General features: G+C 38.2%; 16 protein-coding genes. 9 read left to right on the top strand and 7 right to left on the bottom strand.

Annotation, left to right across the window (positions count from 1 at the left end; translation table 11 throughout):
* Positions 1–10: 10 nt before the first annotated feature.
* The 3 genes from AB8M93_RS06590 to AB8M93_RS06580 all read right to left on the bottom strand — a co-directional run bounded on the left by AB8M93_RS06590 (position 11) and on the right by AB8M93_RS06580 (position 3042).
* On the bottom strand, positions 11–1078 hold the full coding sequence (locus tag AB8M93_RS06590) for a CDP-glycerol glycerophosphotransferase (protein WP_373056784.1): 1068 nt from the start codon (positions 1076–1078) through the stop codon (positions 11–13).
* The gene (locus AB8M93_RS06585) at positions 1075–2142 is read right to left on the bottom strand and encodes a glycosyltransferase family 9 protein (RefSeq protein WP_373056783.1); all 1068 of its coding nucleotides are present in this window, start codon (positions 2140–2142) and stop codon (positions 1075–1077) included. Before AB8M93_RS06585 ends, AB8M93_RS06590 begins: the two co-directional genes overlap by 4 nt.
* Before the next feature lie 84 nt (positions 2143–2226).
* A complete protein-coding gene (locus AB8M93_RS06580; protein ID WP_373056782.1) occupies positions 2227–3042 on the bottom strand; it encodes a 2,3,4,5-tetrahydropyridine-2,6-dicarboxylate N-succinyltransferase in 816 nt (271 codons plus the stop codon).
* 88 nt (positions 3043–3130) lie between these two features.
* On the opposite strand from AB8M93_RS06580, the gene ruvX reads away from it, so the two are divergent.
* From ruvX to AB8M93_RS06565, 3 genes are all read left to right on the top strand, one after another.
* Complete coding sequence (gene ruvX, locus AB8M93_RS06575) at positions 3131–3538, top strand: Holliday junction resolvase RuvX (protein ID WP_373056781.1); 408 nt, start codon at positions 3131–3133, stop codon at positions 3536–3538.
* A gap of 90 nt (positions 3539–3628) precedes the next feature.
* Positions 3629–4219 (top strand): peptide deformylase, encoded by a 591-nt coding sequence (gene def, locus AB8M93_RS06570; protein ID WP_373056780.1) that lies wholly within the window; start codon positions 3629–3631, stop codon positions 4217–4219.
* Between the two features lie 54 nt (positions 4220–4273).
* Entirely contained in the window at positions 4274–4699 is a 426-nt protein-coding gene (locus AB8M93_RS06565; RefSeq protein ID WP_373056779.1) for a DUF5606 family protein, read from the top strand.
* 123 nt (positions 4700–4822) lie between these two features.
* On the opposite strand, the gene smpB is transcribed toward AB8M93_RS06565, so the two are convergent.
* Positions 4823–5287 (bottom strand): SsrA-binding protein SmpB, encoded by a 465-nt coding sequence (gene smpB, locus AB8M93_RS06560; protein ID WP_373056778.1) that lies wholly within the window; start codon positions 5285–5287, stop codon positions 4823–4825.
* A 144-nt stretch (positions 5288–5431) separates the two neighbouring features.
* Between smpB and AB8M93_RS06555 the strand changes: the two genes are divergently transcribed.
* Positions 5432–6181 carry a DUF6503 family protein gene (locus AB8M93_RS06555; RefSeq protein ID WP_373056777.1) on the top strand — a complete coding sequence of 250 codons (750 nt, stop codon included), beginning with the start codon at positions 5432–5434 and terminating at the stop codon, positions 6179–6181.
* A 6-nt stretch (positions 6182–6187) separates the two neighbouring features.
* On the opposite strand, the gene AB8M93_RS06550 is transcribed toward AB8M93_RS06555, so the two are convergent.
* Positions 6188–6733, bottom strand: a complete 546-nt coding sequence (locus tag AB8M93_RS06550) for a SixA phosphatase family protein (protein WP_373056776.1) — start codon at positions 6731–6733, stop codon at positions 6188–6190.
* A gap of 67 nt (positions 6734–6800) precedes the next feature.
* Complete coding sequence (locus AB8M93_RS06545) at positions 6801–7892, bottom strand: esterase-like activity of phytase family protein (RefSeq protein WP_373056775.1); 1092 nt, start codon at positions 7890–7892, stop codon at positions 6801–6803.
* Between the two features lie 116 nt (positions 7893–8008).
* Between AB8M93_RS06545 and AB8M93_RS06540 the strand changes: the two genes are divergently transcribed.
* The 3 genes from AB8M93_RS06540 (at position 8009) to AB8M93_RS06530 (ending at position 9396) form a co-directional block, all read left to right on the top strand.
* Positions 8009–8194, top strand: coding sequence for a CsbD family protein (locus AB8M93_RS06540; RefSeq protein WP_373056774.1), 186 nt, complete (start codon positions 8009–8011; stop codon positions 8192–8194).
* A 94-nt stretch (positions 8195–8288) separates the two neighbouring features.
* Positions 8289–8789 carry a hypothetical protein gene (locus AB8M93_RS06535; protein ID WP_373056773.1) on the top strand — a complete coding sequence of 167 codons (501 nt, stop codon included), beginning with the start codon at positions 8289–8291 and terminating at the stop codon, positions 8787–8789.
* A 103-nt stretch (positions 8790–8892) separates the two neighbouring features.
* A complete protein-coding gene (locus AB8M93_RS06530; RefSeq protein ID WP_373056772.1) occupies positions 8893–9396 on the top strand; it encodes a photosystem reaction center subunit H in 504 nt (167 codons plus the stop codon).
* An 82-nt stretch (positions 9397–9478) separates the two neighbouring features.
* On the opposite strand, the gene clpB is transcribed toward AB8M93_RS06530, so the two are convergent.
* A complete protein-coding gene (clpB, locus tag AB8M93_RS06525; protein ID WP_373056944.1) occupies positions 9479–12085 on the bottom strand; it encodes an ATP-dependent chaperone ClpB in 2607 nt (868 codons plus the stop codon).
* 178 nt (positions 12086–12263) lie between these two features.
* On the opposite strand from clpB, the gene ytxJ reads away from it, so the two are divergent.
* Both ytxJ and AB8M93_RS06515 read left to right on the top strand, forming a co-directional pair.
* Positions 12264–12662, top strand: a complete 399-nt coding sequence (gene ytxJ, locus AB8M93_RS06520; protein ID WP_373056771.1) for a bacillithiol system redox-active protein YtxJ — start codon at positions 12264–12266, stop codon at positions 12660–12662.
* Positions 12663–12760: 98 nt separating this feature from the next.
* On the top strand, positions 12761–12970 hold the full coding sequence (locus AB8M93_RS06515; protein WP_373056770.1) for a hypothetical protein: 210 nt from the start codon (positions 12761–12763) through the stop codon (positions 12968–12970).
* Positions 12971–13007: the final 37 nt, after the last annotated feature.

Genomic DNA, 13007 nt, shown 5'->3' with positions numbered 1-13007 from the left:
ATATTAAGATTTACTTTTCAAATGTAGGAGGCCTTCTGTTTGTTTTAAGCGGATAAAAACCAAGTTTCTTTCTCACCTTAAGTTTCCTAATTAAATTAAGGGGTTTTTTTTTAAGATGGGATCTATCGCTATTTAAAAATTCGATACAGCTATTAATTACACGTTGGCTTGAATTACCATCGTAATAAGGGTGAGTAACATCAATATAATTTTGAATTGCTTCCATAAGAGGTTGCGGACAGTTTAAAGCTTTGGAAATAGCATCTTCAATTTCAAAAACTTCAGTAATATTAAGGAGGTGCTCTCCTGGCTTATTGTTTTTAAAAGTTACTACAGGTTTCTTTTGAAGTATAAATTCAGTAATTGCAGAAGTTGTATCAGAAAACATAATATCTGCCTTTTTAAAAAGCGGGACTATATCTGTGGTATCATAGTAAGTAAGATGTTCATTCTGCATAGCCTTGATAATTTCGATCTTATCCTTAGCCATTTTTGGATGTAAAATGATCTTAAATTCCCATGTTCCTATTTTAGATAATCGTCGTATTTCATTTAATACTTCTTCCACATAAGTCAGACTATATTTAGGGGAGAAGGTCGAAGAGATCAATATTACAGGTTTTTCTGTAGACTTATCCTCTAAAGGGAACAAAGGGTCTACTTTGGACCAACCTGTTTCTATAACCTCAAAATGTTTGTGTTTTTTCTGTAACTTCTTGAATGGTTCTGTAGTAGAAGGTCCTTGAGTGCAGTACATGTCAAAGAATCCTCTAATTCTAAAGTGACCTTTTTTAAAACTATGTTTATTTGCCAGAAACCCATGAAAAACCTGAACCTTAATTCCAGGAATAAAATCGGCAATGCTGTCTGTAATGCTTAAAACCACATGTGGTTGGTAAGCAATGACTTCTTTTATGTTGTTTAAAACCAGTTTTTCCTGGCTGAACCTGGCTTTTGTTTCCTCCTCATCGGCAAACCATTTTACCTCATAACCTCTCCTGAGAATTTCCTCTTCCAGAGGTTCTCCTATAGGGAAAGCATAGGAATAACTAATATAGATAAGGAAACGATAGTTCATAATTCAAGGTTTTTAAGAAAAGTTTCCAGCTTTGGTGCAATCATTTCCGGCTTGAATAATTTATAATATTTGCTGTTTTTTGTCCTGATGTCCCTTTCTGTTTTATTCTGAAATAGCTCTGGTTTAAAATCTTCCAGATGAACAGACACTTTATCTTTATCATTACAATAGATTCCCCAGTAATTCTTTTTTATAGAAGGAGAATGTATGGAAAAAGTCGGGATTGCAAGTGCTTTGGCAATGTTGGCTGCTCCGCCTTCATTTCCTATAAAAACATCACAGTTGGCACAATTTGCAATAAAATCTTCCAGTTCCCTGGCATAAAGTTTTAGAAAAATACTTGACTTGGTTGTTGCAGAGCAGAGATTATAGATAGCTAAGGCTTCTTTTTCCTGTGAAGGGGAATAATTGAGCAAAATCTGGCCATGCTCCACCTGTTTTACCACCTTGTCCAAAATTTGGGCCATATAATGGGGAGGATAGCTTTTATTGCCGGAGCTTCCCAATATCCCGCACATAATAAGAGGGTTTACATGGCAAATCCCATTTTGTTCAAGACGAGTAGCGGCTTTTTCTTTCTGAAAGGGGTCCAGGTAAATTTTTGGCTGGTCGTGCATAGGGAAATCTTTATGAAGCGCCTGCAGAAATTGCATCCGGTTTTCTATAGCAAGGCCAGCGCAGGTACCTGGATTTTTTATATGCTGAAAAGTTTGTGTGTAAAAATGGCTTGTATATTTTTTCTGGTAACTTAACCTGCTGATGGCTCCCGATAATAACGAGATGATTCCAGTGCTTATTTTGGAGTAGATATCGATTACATCGGTGTATTCTTCCTGCCTGATAATATTTATAAATTTCAGGAATTTGAGAGGGTTTTTATTGAGGGCAGGATCGTAAATAATGCATTTATCAATAAACGGATTATCCTGAACCACCGGAAGCGTGTGAGGCTGAATAAGATAATGGAATTCTGCTTCAGGAAATTTATTCCGAAGGGCTTTAAATAAGATTGAGGATGTAAGTACATCCCCAATCATTTTTTGCTGTATTATTAATATCTTCATTCTGCCCTTAATTCCCCTAAAAGCGGGATACTTTTCTTCTTTAATCAACTAATACTTTTCCTCTTTTTAAGGAAGCGAAAGATGTTACACCGCTACATCGTATTCTCTTAAAGCATCATTAAGAGAAGTTTTTTTGTTAGTGCTTTCTTTTCTTTTTCCAATGATCAAGGCGCAGGGTACCTGATATTCTCCAGCGGGAAATTTTTTAGTGTAACTCCCTGGGATAACCACAGATCTGGCAGGAACATAACCTGTAAACTGCTTAGGCTCATCGCCTGTAACATCAATAATTTTAGTAGAAGCGGTTAGTACTACGTTTGCACCAAGCACAGCCTCTTTTTCCACCCGTATTCCTTCAACAACAATGCTTCTTGAGCCAAGAAATGCATTGTCTTCAATTATAACAGGTGCAGCCTGTAAAGGTTCCAAAACTCCGCCAATCCCAACTCCACCGCTCAAATGCACATTTTTACCAATTTGCGCGCAACTGCCCACAGTAGCCCAGGTATCTACCATAGTGCCTTCATCTACATAAGCGCCAATATTTACATAGCTGGGCATCATTATTACCCCGCTGGAAATATAGGCGCCATGTCTTGCCACCGCATTGGGTACTACGCGTATTCCTTTTTCTTTATAGCCTCTTTTTAAAGGCATCTTATCATGGTATTCAAAAATCCCGGCTTCCAGGGTTTCCATTTTTTGAATAGGGAAATAAAGCACCACGGCTTTTTTTACCCACTCGTTTACCTGCCATCCGTTGGCAGTAGGCTGGGCCGTTCTCAGTTTTCCCTGGTCAAGCAGTTCTATCACCTCCCTAATAGCATCGGTGGTTTCTTTATTTTTAAGCAAGTCCCGGTTTTCCCAGGCTTCTGTAATTTTGGCTTCTAATGAATTCATTCTTAAAAATTTTTAGCAAATATAATAGCTTAAAGGCAAAGTTTGGGGGCATAGTGATATAAACCTTACCTTTGCAGAAATTTTGAGTATGTCAAGAATTTTAGCTCTGGATTATGGCGTAAAGCGTACCGGGATTGCAGTGACCGATGAGATGCAGATTATTGCTTCAGGGCTTACCACTGTGGCTACTAAGGAGCTGCTACCTTTTCTGGAAAAGTATTTTAAAGAGGAAAATGTGGAACTGGTCCTGGTGGGCGAGCCTAAACAAATGGATGCTTCAGCTTCAGAAAGTGAAGTATTGATTCAGGAATTTCTGAAAAAATTTACTGAAAAATTTCCACAGATGGATTTGAAGAGGGTGGATGAACGTTTTACTTCAAAAATGGCCTTTCAGAGCATGATAGACAGTGGAATAAAAAAGAAAAAGAGACGGGACAAAGCGCTGGTGGATGAGATTAGCGCCACAATAATTTTACAAACATACCTTTATAAATGATTAATGATAAAGGTAAAAGTGAAAAGTGGAAAGTAAAAAGGCTTGCCTGTAACTTTAAAACTTGGAACTTTAAACTTTAAACTAGCAGAAATGATTTTACCTATAGTAGCTTATGGAGATCCAATTTTAAGAAAAAAAGCAAAGGATATTCCTGAAGATTACCCAAAACTGGATGAGCTTGTAAACAGCATGTGGGACACTATGTACAATGCGTATGGAGTAGGACTGGCTGCACCGCAAGTGGGGCTTCCGCTAAGAATGTTTGTTATAGACCCCGCGCCTTTTGCGGAAGATGAAGAACTTGAGGAGAGCGAAAAGGAGCAATTAAAAAATCTGCGGAAGGTTTTCATTAATCCAAAGATCATAGAAGAAGAGGGTGAGGAATGGGCTTTTAGCGAAGGTTGTTTAAGTATTCCGGAAATTAGGGAAGATGTTTTTAGAAAGCCGGATATTGTGATAGAATACCAGGACGAGAAATTTAATACCCATAAAGAAGAATATACAGGTTTAGCGGCCAGGGTAATTCAGCATGAATATGACCATATTGAAGGAATTTTATTCACAGATAAACTTTCCAGCCTGAAAAAGAGGATTATAAAGAGCAAATTAAACCAAATTTCCAAAGGAAAGATAAAGATAGATTATAAGATGCGCTTTCCGGAGATGAAAAAAGGCAGGTAATCATTTTGATAATTAAGGCAGGGATGAGATATTTGCCAGCCAAATTTAAAAACTATGGGGTTAGAAAAAATATTAGCCATTTCGGGAAAGCCGGGATTATATGAAATGAATGCACAAACCCGCGGCGGATTTATTGCCACATCTATTGTAGACGGGAAAAAGGTTTCGGTAAACCTGCGCCACAACGTGAGCGTACTCAGCGAAATAGCTATTTATACATATACTGAAGAGGTGCCGCTTGGAGAGGTGTTTCAAAAAATTAAAGAAAAAGAAGATGGCGGCGAAGCTATAGATCATAAATCTTCAAAGGCAGAACTGGAGCGATATTTTGCTGAAGTTTTGCCAGATTATGATGTGGATAGAGTGTATGCCAGTGATATTAAGAAAATTATCCAGTGGTACAACCTGCTTGTAAAAAATGGAATGACAGATTTTTCTAAGAAAGGCAAAGACGAAAAAGGCAAAGACGAAGAAGAATAGCCTTTTCAAATCCTACCATATTTCACCGGCCGGGCCTAAATTTGAATTTCCGTAAATGAATTCAAAGCTTTTGTCCGGCTCTTTTTATCTTCAGAAAAAAACGCAGAATCTTAAATAATTGCATCAGGAATTATATGCCTTTTTAATCCTGTCCAGTTTTCTTTTACTTTCCCTGTTTTTAATGGTTTCCCGCTTATCGTAGATTTTTTTACCCTTGGCTAAGGTAATTTGAAGCTTTGCCAGCCCACGGTCATTTATAAAGAGCCTTAAGGGAATAATTGTTAAACCTGAATTCTTTACTTCTTTTTCCAGTTTTCGCAATTCCCGTTTTTGTAAAAGAAGTTTTCTTTCGCTTTTAGGATTATGGTTAAAATGAGTAGCGTGGGAATACTCTTCAACATGCATATTAATTACAAAAAGCTCATGATTTTGGAATTCGCAAAAACTTTCGGCTATAGAAGCTTTCCCCTCCCTAATTGCTTTTATTTCTGTACCAGCCAGTTTAATTCCTGCCACATACTTATCCAGAAATTCATATTCAAATTTGGCTTTACGGTTTTTTATGTTGATGGTATTCGTATTCTTCATAGACCTACAAAAATAACAAGCTTTCTTTAGAAATGTGTATAATGTTTATTTAAAATTCGCTTAGGCCTAAAATGAGGTTTGGTTTCTCAAGAGGTAACAGAATAACAGCAAAACCGTATCTTTGCAGCATATTTACATGGGCTTATGAAGAATTTAATTTTCACAATATCGTTTTTATCAATTCTCTGTAGTTGCAATACATCTTCTGAAGATACTGAAGCAGAGGAAATTGTAGATAAAGCTATTGAAATTGCCGGCGGAGAAAATTATGAACGCGCCAGGATTAATTTTACTTTCAGAAATAATTCTTACAGGAGCACCCGAAAAAATGGCAATTTTGAACTGGAACGAATTATAGTGGATTCTTTGGGAACAGAAACGCGGGATGTACTTTCCAATTCCGGACTCAGAAGGTTCAGGAACAATGCCGAAACTAATGTCCCGGATTCTCTTATAAATGCGGTGAGCAACAGCGTTAATTCGGTACATTATTTTGTGCAGCTGCCCTTCGGCCTTAATGCCCCCGCCGCCAATAAAGAGCTTATAGGCCGTGATACCCTAAACAATGAGGGATACTACGAGATAAAAGTGACTTTTGATAATGATGGTGGCGGTGAAGATCATGAAGATGAATACCTTTACTGGATTAATGATGACATGTATACTGTAGATTATCTCGCTTATAATTATGAAGTAAACGGGGGAGGAGTACGCTTTAGAAAAGCCGTTAATCCCAGGGTGATCAACGGCATTCGTTTTGTAGATTATGAAAATTATAAGTATAAAGATCCCAAGGTTAAACTGCAAAACCTTGACAGCTTGTTTACAGCGGGTGAACTTACTCTTGTTTCACATATTCGCACTAGAAATATTGAAGTAGAACTTACAGATTAAGGATATTTAGTTTATGTAGAGTACCTGTGAAGTTCGGTTTCCCTGGGGATCAATATTCACTATAAACAAAGCGCCGTTTTCATCATCAGGTAAATTTTCATATTTATTTTCGCGCAGGATAGCATTGGCAAATTGAGGAGTGGTATTGCTGTGTCCCACTACCAAAACCTTTTTTCCTTTGGTGGCTTCCTGAAAGTTTTCATCATACAAATTATTGTGGTCGTAAGTTTTAATTTCGATATTTTTACTTTTCGCCACGTCTTTCGCAGTTTGTTTAGTACGGGTAAAGTCTGTGCTGTAGATGGCATCTAAAGGTACATCGGCAAATACCTCAGCCCATTTTTGCGCTCTGGCTTTTCCTTCTTCATTTAATGATGGATCATTATTTGCAGAATTGCTTCGGTCTTTTTCAGCATGCCTGATAAGGTAATAGGTGGTGCCTTGAAAAGATTGCGACAGTGCTTTTTCAGCAGTAATATTTTCTTCCTCTGGAGTATTCATATTCATAAAGTTCGCAAAGAACAAAAGGCTGAGAATAAAGAAGTTTTTCATGTTTAATAAATTTCAGATAACACCACATTCGTCACTCAAATTTATTTTTTGTTACAGCGTAAGGGTTTTATTGCAGAAATTTTATCTCCAGAAGTATAAGCTGAGTGATTTGTTTGCCCATACTGTTAAAGTTATTATCAGAGATTAAAATAAGTGACTGATTCCCATTGGGAAGAGTGGGCCCAAATGTCATTCCCTCTATATTATCTATAATCCCTTCTTGCAACTTATCTTTTACAGATTTAAAATTAAAGAGCAATTTCTTTTCGGCAAGTTGATAATCTTTGTTTTTTAACTGCTGCATCTCCAGCGTATTTGTAGCGTTTGCGGCATTTGCTGAAAAAATCTTTACCGTATTGCCATTGGTTCCATGGCCAGAAGAATAAGCCCTTTCCAGGACGAGAAACTGGTCTTTTTTATACTCCAGGATTTCTGTAACTCCATTTACAGCGAAGTAAAGAAAAGGAATTTTAGAGATGCCGTCTAGTTTGTAGGCAAATTGCCGGACCGGCTTCTCTTCTTCGGAATCAAATAAGGTGATCCTTACAGGGGATTTTGTGGGGAACAATTTGGGCTTGGGGCCGTCCTTTTCCAGCGGAAGTTCTGTGGAAGTCCAGTATCCCTTGCCATCATAACTTTTAGCAAGACCTTCAAAAACGCCATTGTTACGCGGCTTTTGTTCTCCTGAAGCTGAAAAATAACCGGGAAGGGAGAATTTTTTTATGAATTTTCCATCTTCAGATAATTTATAAATGCCGGGATCTTTATTTTTTTCAATCTGGCCTTCACTGCTTACAAAAACTGCGTTTTCTTCCGGGATGGCACGTATAGATTCAAGATCCAGGTAAGCATCTTCCAGGCCTGCAGATTGATCTATTTTTACTACCTCTTCTATTGTAACGGTATCTATTTTATTTTCCTTTAGCTGAATTTCGGCTTTATAAAATCTGGGATTTCCCGGCTGGTCACAGATAATAAAATATTTGCCCTGAGCGTAATCTATGCCGGAGAGCCCCCCAACTTCTGTGTTTCCCGTTCTAACATTTTCAGGTAGTACAAAATCATCCAGAAAATTTACTTCAGCAATGTTTTTGTTGATTTTATTAGTGGTTGCACAGCTGCAAAGAAGGCATAAGGCCGGAAGAAGAATTCTTTTCATAAATGCTTTTAAGGGTAAAAATAACAAATGTTTAAGACAAAAATGGCATTTCCTTGAGAGAGACGGCTTTAACATATAAGTACCTTTACTCTTGTAAACCAATAAATGTATAGAAGATGAATAATGATCAGTTAGAAGGGAAATGGAAACAGGTAAAAGGTAAATTCAAGCAAAAATATGGTGATGTTACCGATGATGATACCACCTATTCCGAAGGAAAATTTGATGAAATGCTGGGAAGGCTACAGGAAAAAACCGGCAAAAGTAAAGAAGAATTAAAAAAGGAAATCGATAAATTGTGATTTTACTTTTATTATAAGAAAGCTGCTAATCTAAGGCAGCTTTTTTTTGGTCTTTAAGTTTAATAAAAACACCAACCAATTAAAACAAATTATTATGGCAGAAATTGAAATTGAAAAAAAGAAGCCGGTATGGCCTTGGATTTTGCTTGCAGTACTCATTATTGCGGCAATTCTGTATTTCCTGGTATTCGCAGATGATGACGAACCGGAGGAAATAGAAGAAGTTACCACAGAACAGGTAATAGAAGAGGAGCCTGCGGAAAATACAAATATGGGCAATATGGCTGCTGTTGAAGAATACAGCAATTATATTGATAACCCAGATATGGGAATGGATCATGAATACACTAATGGTGCGCTGCTTAAACTGATTTCAGCTGTTGAGGCTACCGCAGATAGTGCTAATGTAAATGTGGATGCGGATATTGCTGAAGCAAGGTCAAAAGCTGAAGATATTACTGAAGATGCTTCTGAATTGACCCATGCCGATAAAATCAAAAATTCGGGTGAAATTATTGTAAGGGCAATGCACACCATTCAAACTGAAGAATTTCCTGACCTTCAGGATGAGTATACTGAAGTGGAAACCGCTTAAGGAGAGGTTCAGCCGGGACAGGAAACGCTTAATCAAAAAGATGCAGTAAAAGGCTTTTTTGATAAGGCAGAACAATTATTAACCTCAATGAATTAAACAAATTATGAAAAACGATAAAAAACATTTATTCTATTTAAACGAACTTTCAGATTATAAAGTTAAAAGCCATGATCCAGATGTTCGTGGCTGGAAGGTTCACGACAAAGAAGATCGCGTGGTAGGCAAGGTAGATAACCTGCTGGTAAACAAGCAGGCAGAAAGGGTTGTATATCTTGATGTAGAAGTGGATTCCTCAATTATAGAAGCTAATCATGACCCATACTCCGGCAAAGCCGAAAGTGGAGTTCATGAATTTATAAACAAAGAAGGTGAAAACCATCTTATTATTCCCATTGGGCTGGTAAGCCTGAACGAGGACAAAAAAATTGTAAGCACAAATGAGATTGACCACCGGACTTTTGCAGAAACCAAGCGGATGGAACGTGGAAGAACGGTAGACAGGGGATATGAAATTATGGTTCTTGATTCCTATAACAGGGACGAAGAAGTTGAATATCCTGAAGACGAAACGCTGTACGACCGCAGGGAATATGATAGACGGGGATAACAACCGGAATCTTAAAATTCAGGTAAGATACTAAGTAAAAAGCCGGCTGATTTTCAGCCGGCTTTTTTTGTGTTCAGAAAGCTTAATTGCTTTCTGCTAAATGTTCCTGGTTTCGAAAAACAAGGTTGTCATCAAATTCGTCAAGTAAAATAATACTATCGGTATGTACTTTTCCTGCAAGGATTTCTTTGGACAATTTATTCAAAACCTCACGCTGTACTACGCGTTTTACCGGCCTTGCTCCAAACTGAGGATCAAACCCACGCTTCGCCAGGAATTTAATGGCTTCATCTGTCGCGTCCAGCACAATATTTTGCTTGGCCAGCATTTTCTTAACACCTCGCAGCTGGAAGTCCACGATTTTTCGGATATCCTTTTGGGTAAGTGGCGTAAACATCACAATATCATCAATCCGGTTTATAAATTCAGGCCTTACACTTTGCTTTAATAAGCCAAGCACTTCGGTCTTTGCGGCCTCCATTGCAGTGTCCGGATCTTTAACGGTTTCAAATTTCTCCTGAATAATGTGGCTACCCATATTGGAAGTCATGATGATAATGGTGTTCTTGAAATCTGCTAAGCGGCCTTTATTATCTGTAAGCCTTCCTTCATCCAGTACCTGAAGCAATATATTAAAGGTATCGGGATGAGCTTTCTCAATCTCATCAAGTAGGACTACAGAGTAAGGTTTCCTGCGCACTGCTTCGGTTAGCTGGCCACCTTCATCATAACCAATATATCCCGGAGGCGCACCTACCAGCCGACTTACAGAATGCCTTTCCTGGTATTCGCTCATGTCTATCCTGGTCATGGCAGATTCATCATCAAATAGATATTCTGCCAGTGCTTTGGCAAGTTCTGTTTTACCAACACCTGTAGTTCCCAGGAAAAGAAAGGAGCCAATAGGCCTGTTTTGGTCCTGTAACCCGGCACGGCTTCTTCTTACCGCATCGCTTACCGCCTGGATGGCTTCTTCCTGTCCAACAACTCTTCTGTGAAGTTCGTCTTCCAGTTTTAGTAATTTCTCACGTTCGCTTTGCAGCATTTTAGTAACAGGAATACCAGTCCATTTTGCAACTACTTCCGCAATATCGTCATTGGTGACTTCTTCCTGGATAAGGGATTTTCCATCCTGCCTTTCAGCTACCTGTTGCTGAAGTTTTTCCAGTTTTTCCTGGGCTTCCTTAATTTTTCCGTAGCGGATTTCAGCAACTTTTCCATAATCTCCTTCCCGTTCAGCCCTTTCAGCTTCAAGCCTGAAATTTTCAATATCAGATTTTGTATTCTGAATATTGTCTACCAGTTCCTTTTCATTTTTCCACTGGGCGTTCAATTCATTTCGTTCTTCTTTCAGGTTTGCCAAATCAGAGCGCAATATTTTCAATTTAGACTCATCTTTTTCACGCTTAATCGCTTCAATTTCAATTTCCAGCTGCATAATCCTCCTGTCCAGTACATCGAGTTCCTCGGGCTTGGAATTAATTTCCATCCTGAGTTTTGAAGCGGCCTCGTCCATAAGGTCTATGGCTTTATCTGGCAAAAACCTGTTGGTGATGTAGCGCTGGGAAAGCTCTACGGCTGCAATAATGGCTTCATCTTTAATTCTTACCTTATGGTGGGTTTCATACTTCTCCTTAATTCCTCTAAGAATGGAGATAGCACTTTCTATATCTGGCTCTTCCACGGTAATTTTTTGAAAACGTCTTTCAAGAGCTTTATCTTTTTCAAAATATTTCTGGTATTCATCTAAAGTAGTGGCGCCAATTGCACGCAGTTCCCCGCGGGCAAGGGCAGGTTTTAAAATATTGGCCGCATCCATAGCGCCCTGGCCACCACCTGCCCCTACAAGTGTATGAATTTCGTCAATAAACAAGATAATATTGCCGTCACTTCCGGTTACTTCCTTAATTACTGCTTTAAGGCGTTCCTCAAACTCTCCTTTATATTTGGCACCTGCAATAAGTGCACCCATATCCAGGGAATAGATTCTTTTATCTTTAAGATTTTCGGGAACATCACCGTCTACAATGCGGTGGGCCAGGCCTTCTGCAATAGCGGTTTTACCGGTTCCAGGTTCTCCAACCAGCATGGGGTTGTTTTTAGTTCTTCGGGATAGAATTTGAAGGATTCTTCTAATTTCTTCATCCCGGCCAATAACCGGGTCCAGCTTACCTTCTTCTGCAAGTTTATTGAGGTTATTGGCATATTTATCAAGGGAATTGTAAGTTTCTTCTGCGCTTTGAGAGGTCACTCGGTCTCCTTTTCGAAGTTCTTCAATAGCTGCCTTTAATCCTTTTTCTGTAGCGCCCTGATCTTTTAAAATCTGTGCGACTTTACTTGAAGATTTAAATATGGCAAGGATAAGATGTTCTATAGAAACATACTCATCATTCATCTTATTTGCGATACTTATCGCCTCATTTACCGTTTTGCCTGCTTCCCTCGAAAGCATGATATCACCCCCGCTTACTTTTGGAAAACTTTGAAGGGTATTATCCAGAATTTGGTTAAACAGGCTTACGTTTATGTTCAGTTTTTTCAGCAGGAAAGGGGCTACATTCTCGTCTACCTTAGTGATGGCTTTAAAAATGTGCTCATTTTCAATCTGCTGATGGCCCATTTCCTGTGCAAGTTGTTGTGCCTGCTGGATGGCCTCCTGGGATTTTATGGTAAAGTTATTAAAGTTCATTTTTGCTGTTTTTTCTTCAGAAGAAGCAATTAATATGCCCTTCAATTAAAACGACATTTTGTCTTGTTGATCATTGAAATTTAGCGACAAAATGGCATTATTGTTAAGTTTATTAAAAAATGCTTTATTAATATGCTATTAAAGTTATTAAGATTTATTTTTACGGAAAAGAGATACTATGGGATTATTTGATAAAATGTTTAAGAGTGAGCGCGACGTGGCTAAGGAAGAAATAAAGCGCGTTCCATGGAATGAATTAACTTCTTTAAGCCAGCTGGACGAAATTGAAGCGGAATCTGAAAAACAACCGGTAGCTATCCTGAAGCACTCTACAAGGTGTGGAATTAGCCGAATGGTTCTAAAGCAGTTTGAAAACGATTATAAAGAAGAATATAGGAATGTAAAGCTGTATTTTCTGGATTTGTTGAATCACCGGGATGTTTCCAATGAAATCACATCCCGTTTTAAAGTGCAACATGAAAGTCCGCAATTACTAATTTTATCTAATGGGGAAGTAGTTCATCATTCCTCTCATCAGGATATACAAGCCGAATCACTGGGTGCTGCCGGGAATTAATCTTTTCAAAGCTTTAGTATTTATTGTTAAAAACTATTAATCTAAGCGCTTAAATATCTGATGATTCGTATTTTCATACCGTAATTTAAATGGAAAACATGGACAAGGAAATTGATATTAAGGAACTTGAAAAAAGATGGGAAGCTATCCGAAATGCTGATAAAGACCGCTCTAAAGAAGAATTTCAGGATGCGACCCAGAAAAAAGAAGACCAGGAAATTGTACGAAATGGCGAATCTGATAAAGTGAAGTCTCAAAGAGAAAGCGATCTTGATTTTAAGGATGTAAAGCGCGAAGGAAAAGAATAATTTATAATATAAAAGCTGCCGGATGGCAGCTTTTTTT

Source organism: Autumnicola aciditolerans, from assembly GCF_041679265.1.
In the GTDB taxonomy this organism is placed as follows: domain Bacteria; phylum Bacteroidota; class Bacteroidia; order Flavobacteriales; family Flavobacteriaceae; genus Autumnicola.
The sequence above is the reverse complement of the archived record's forward strand: the minus strand, read 5'-3'. Positions and strand labels throughout refer to the sequence as shown.

Coding starts and splice junctions, on each gene's coding strand:
- AB8M93_RS06590 (WP_373056784.1), bottom strand. CDS start 1,078: ATGAACTATCGTTTCCTTATCTATATTAGTTATTCCTATGCTTTCCCT.
- AB8M93_RS06585 (WP_373056783.1), bottom strand. CDS start 2,142: ATGAAGATATTAATAATACAGCAAAAAATGATTGGGGATGTACTTACA.
- AB8M93_RS06580 (WP_373056782.1), bottom strand. CDS start 3,042: ATGAATTCATTAGAAGCCAAAATTACAGAAGCCTGGGAAAACCGGGAC.
- ruvX (WP_373056781.1), top strand. CDS start 3,131: ATGTCAAGAATTTTAGCTCTGGATTATGGCGTAAAGCGTACCGGGATT.
- def (WP_373056780.1), top strand. CDS start 3,629: ATGATTTTACCTATAGTAGCTTATGGAGATCCAATTTTAAGAAAAAAA.
- AB8M93_RS06565 (WP_373056779.1), top strand. CDS start 4,274: ATGGGGTTAGAAAAAATATTAGCCATTTCGGGAAAGCCGGGATTATAT.
- smpB (WP_373056778.1), bottom strand. CDS start 5,287: ATGAAGAATACGAATACCATCAACATAAAAAACCGTAAAGCCAAATTT.
- AB8M93_RS06555 (WP_373056777.1), top strand. CDS start 5,432: ATGAAGAATTTAATTTTCACAATATCGTTTTTATCAATTCTCTGTAGT.
- AB8M93_RS06550 (WP_373056776.1), bottom strand. CDS start 6,733: ATGAAAAACTTCTTTATTCTCAGCCTTTTGTTCTTTGCGAACTTTATG.
- AB8M93_RS06545 (WP_373056775.1), bottom strand. CDS start 7,892: ATGAAAAGAATTCTTCTTCCGGCCTTATGCCTTCTTTGCAGCTGTGCA.
- AB8M93_RS06540 (WP_373056774.1), top strand. CDS start 8,009: ATGAATAATGATCAGTTAGAAGGGAAATGGAAACAGGTAAAAGGTAAA.
- AB8M93_RS06535 (WP_373056773.1), top strand. CDS start 8,289: ATGGCAGAAATTGAAATTGAAAAAAAGAAGCCGGTATGGCCTTGGATT.
- AB8M93_RS06530 (WP_373056772.1), top strand. CDS start 8,893: ATGAAAAACGATAAAAAACATTTATTCTATTTAAACGAACTTTCAGAT.
- clpB (WP_373056944.1), bottom strand. CDS start 12,085: ATGAACTTTAATAACTTTACCATAAAATCCCAGGAGGCCATCCAGCAG.
- ytxJ (WP_373056771.1), top strand. CDS start 12,264: ATGGGATTATTTGATAAAATGTTTAAGAGTGAGCGCGACGTGGCTAAG.
- AB8M93_RS06515 (WP_373056770.1), top strand. CDS start 12,761: ATGGACAAGGAAATTGATATTAAGGAACTTGAAAAAAGATGGGAAGCT.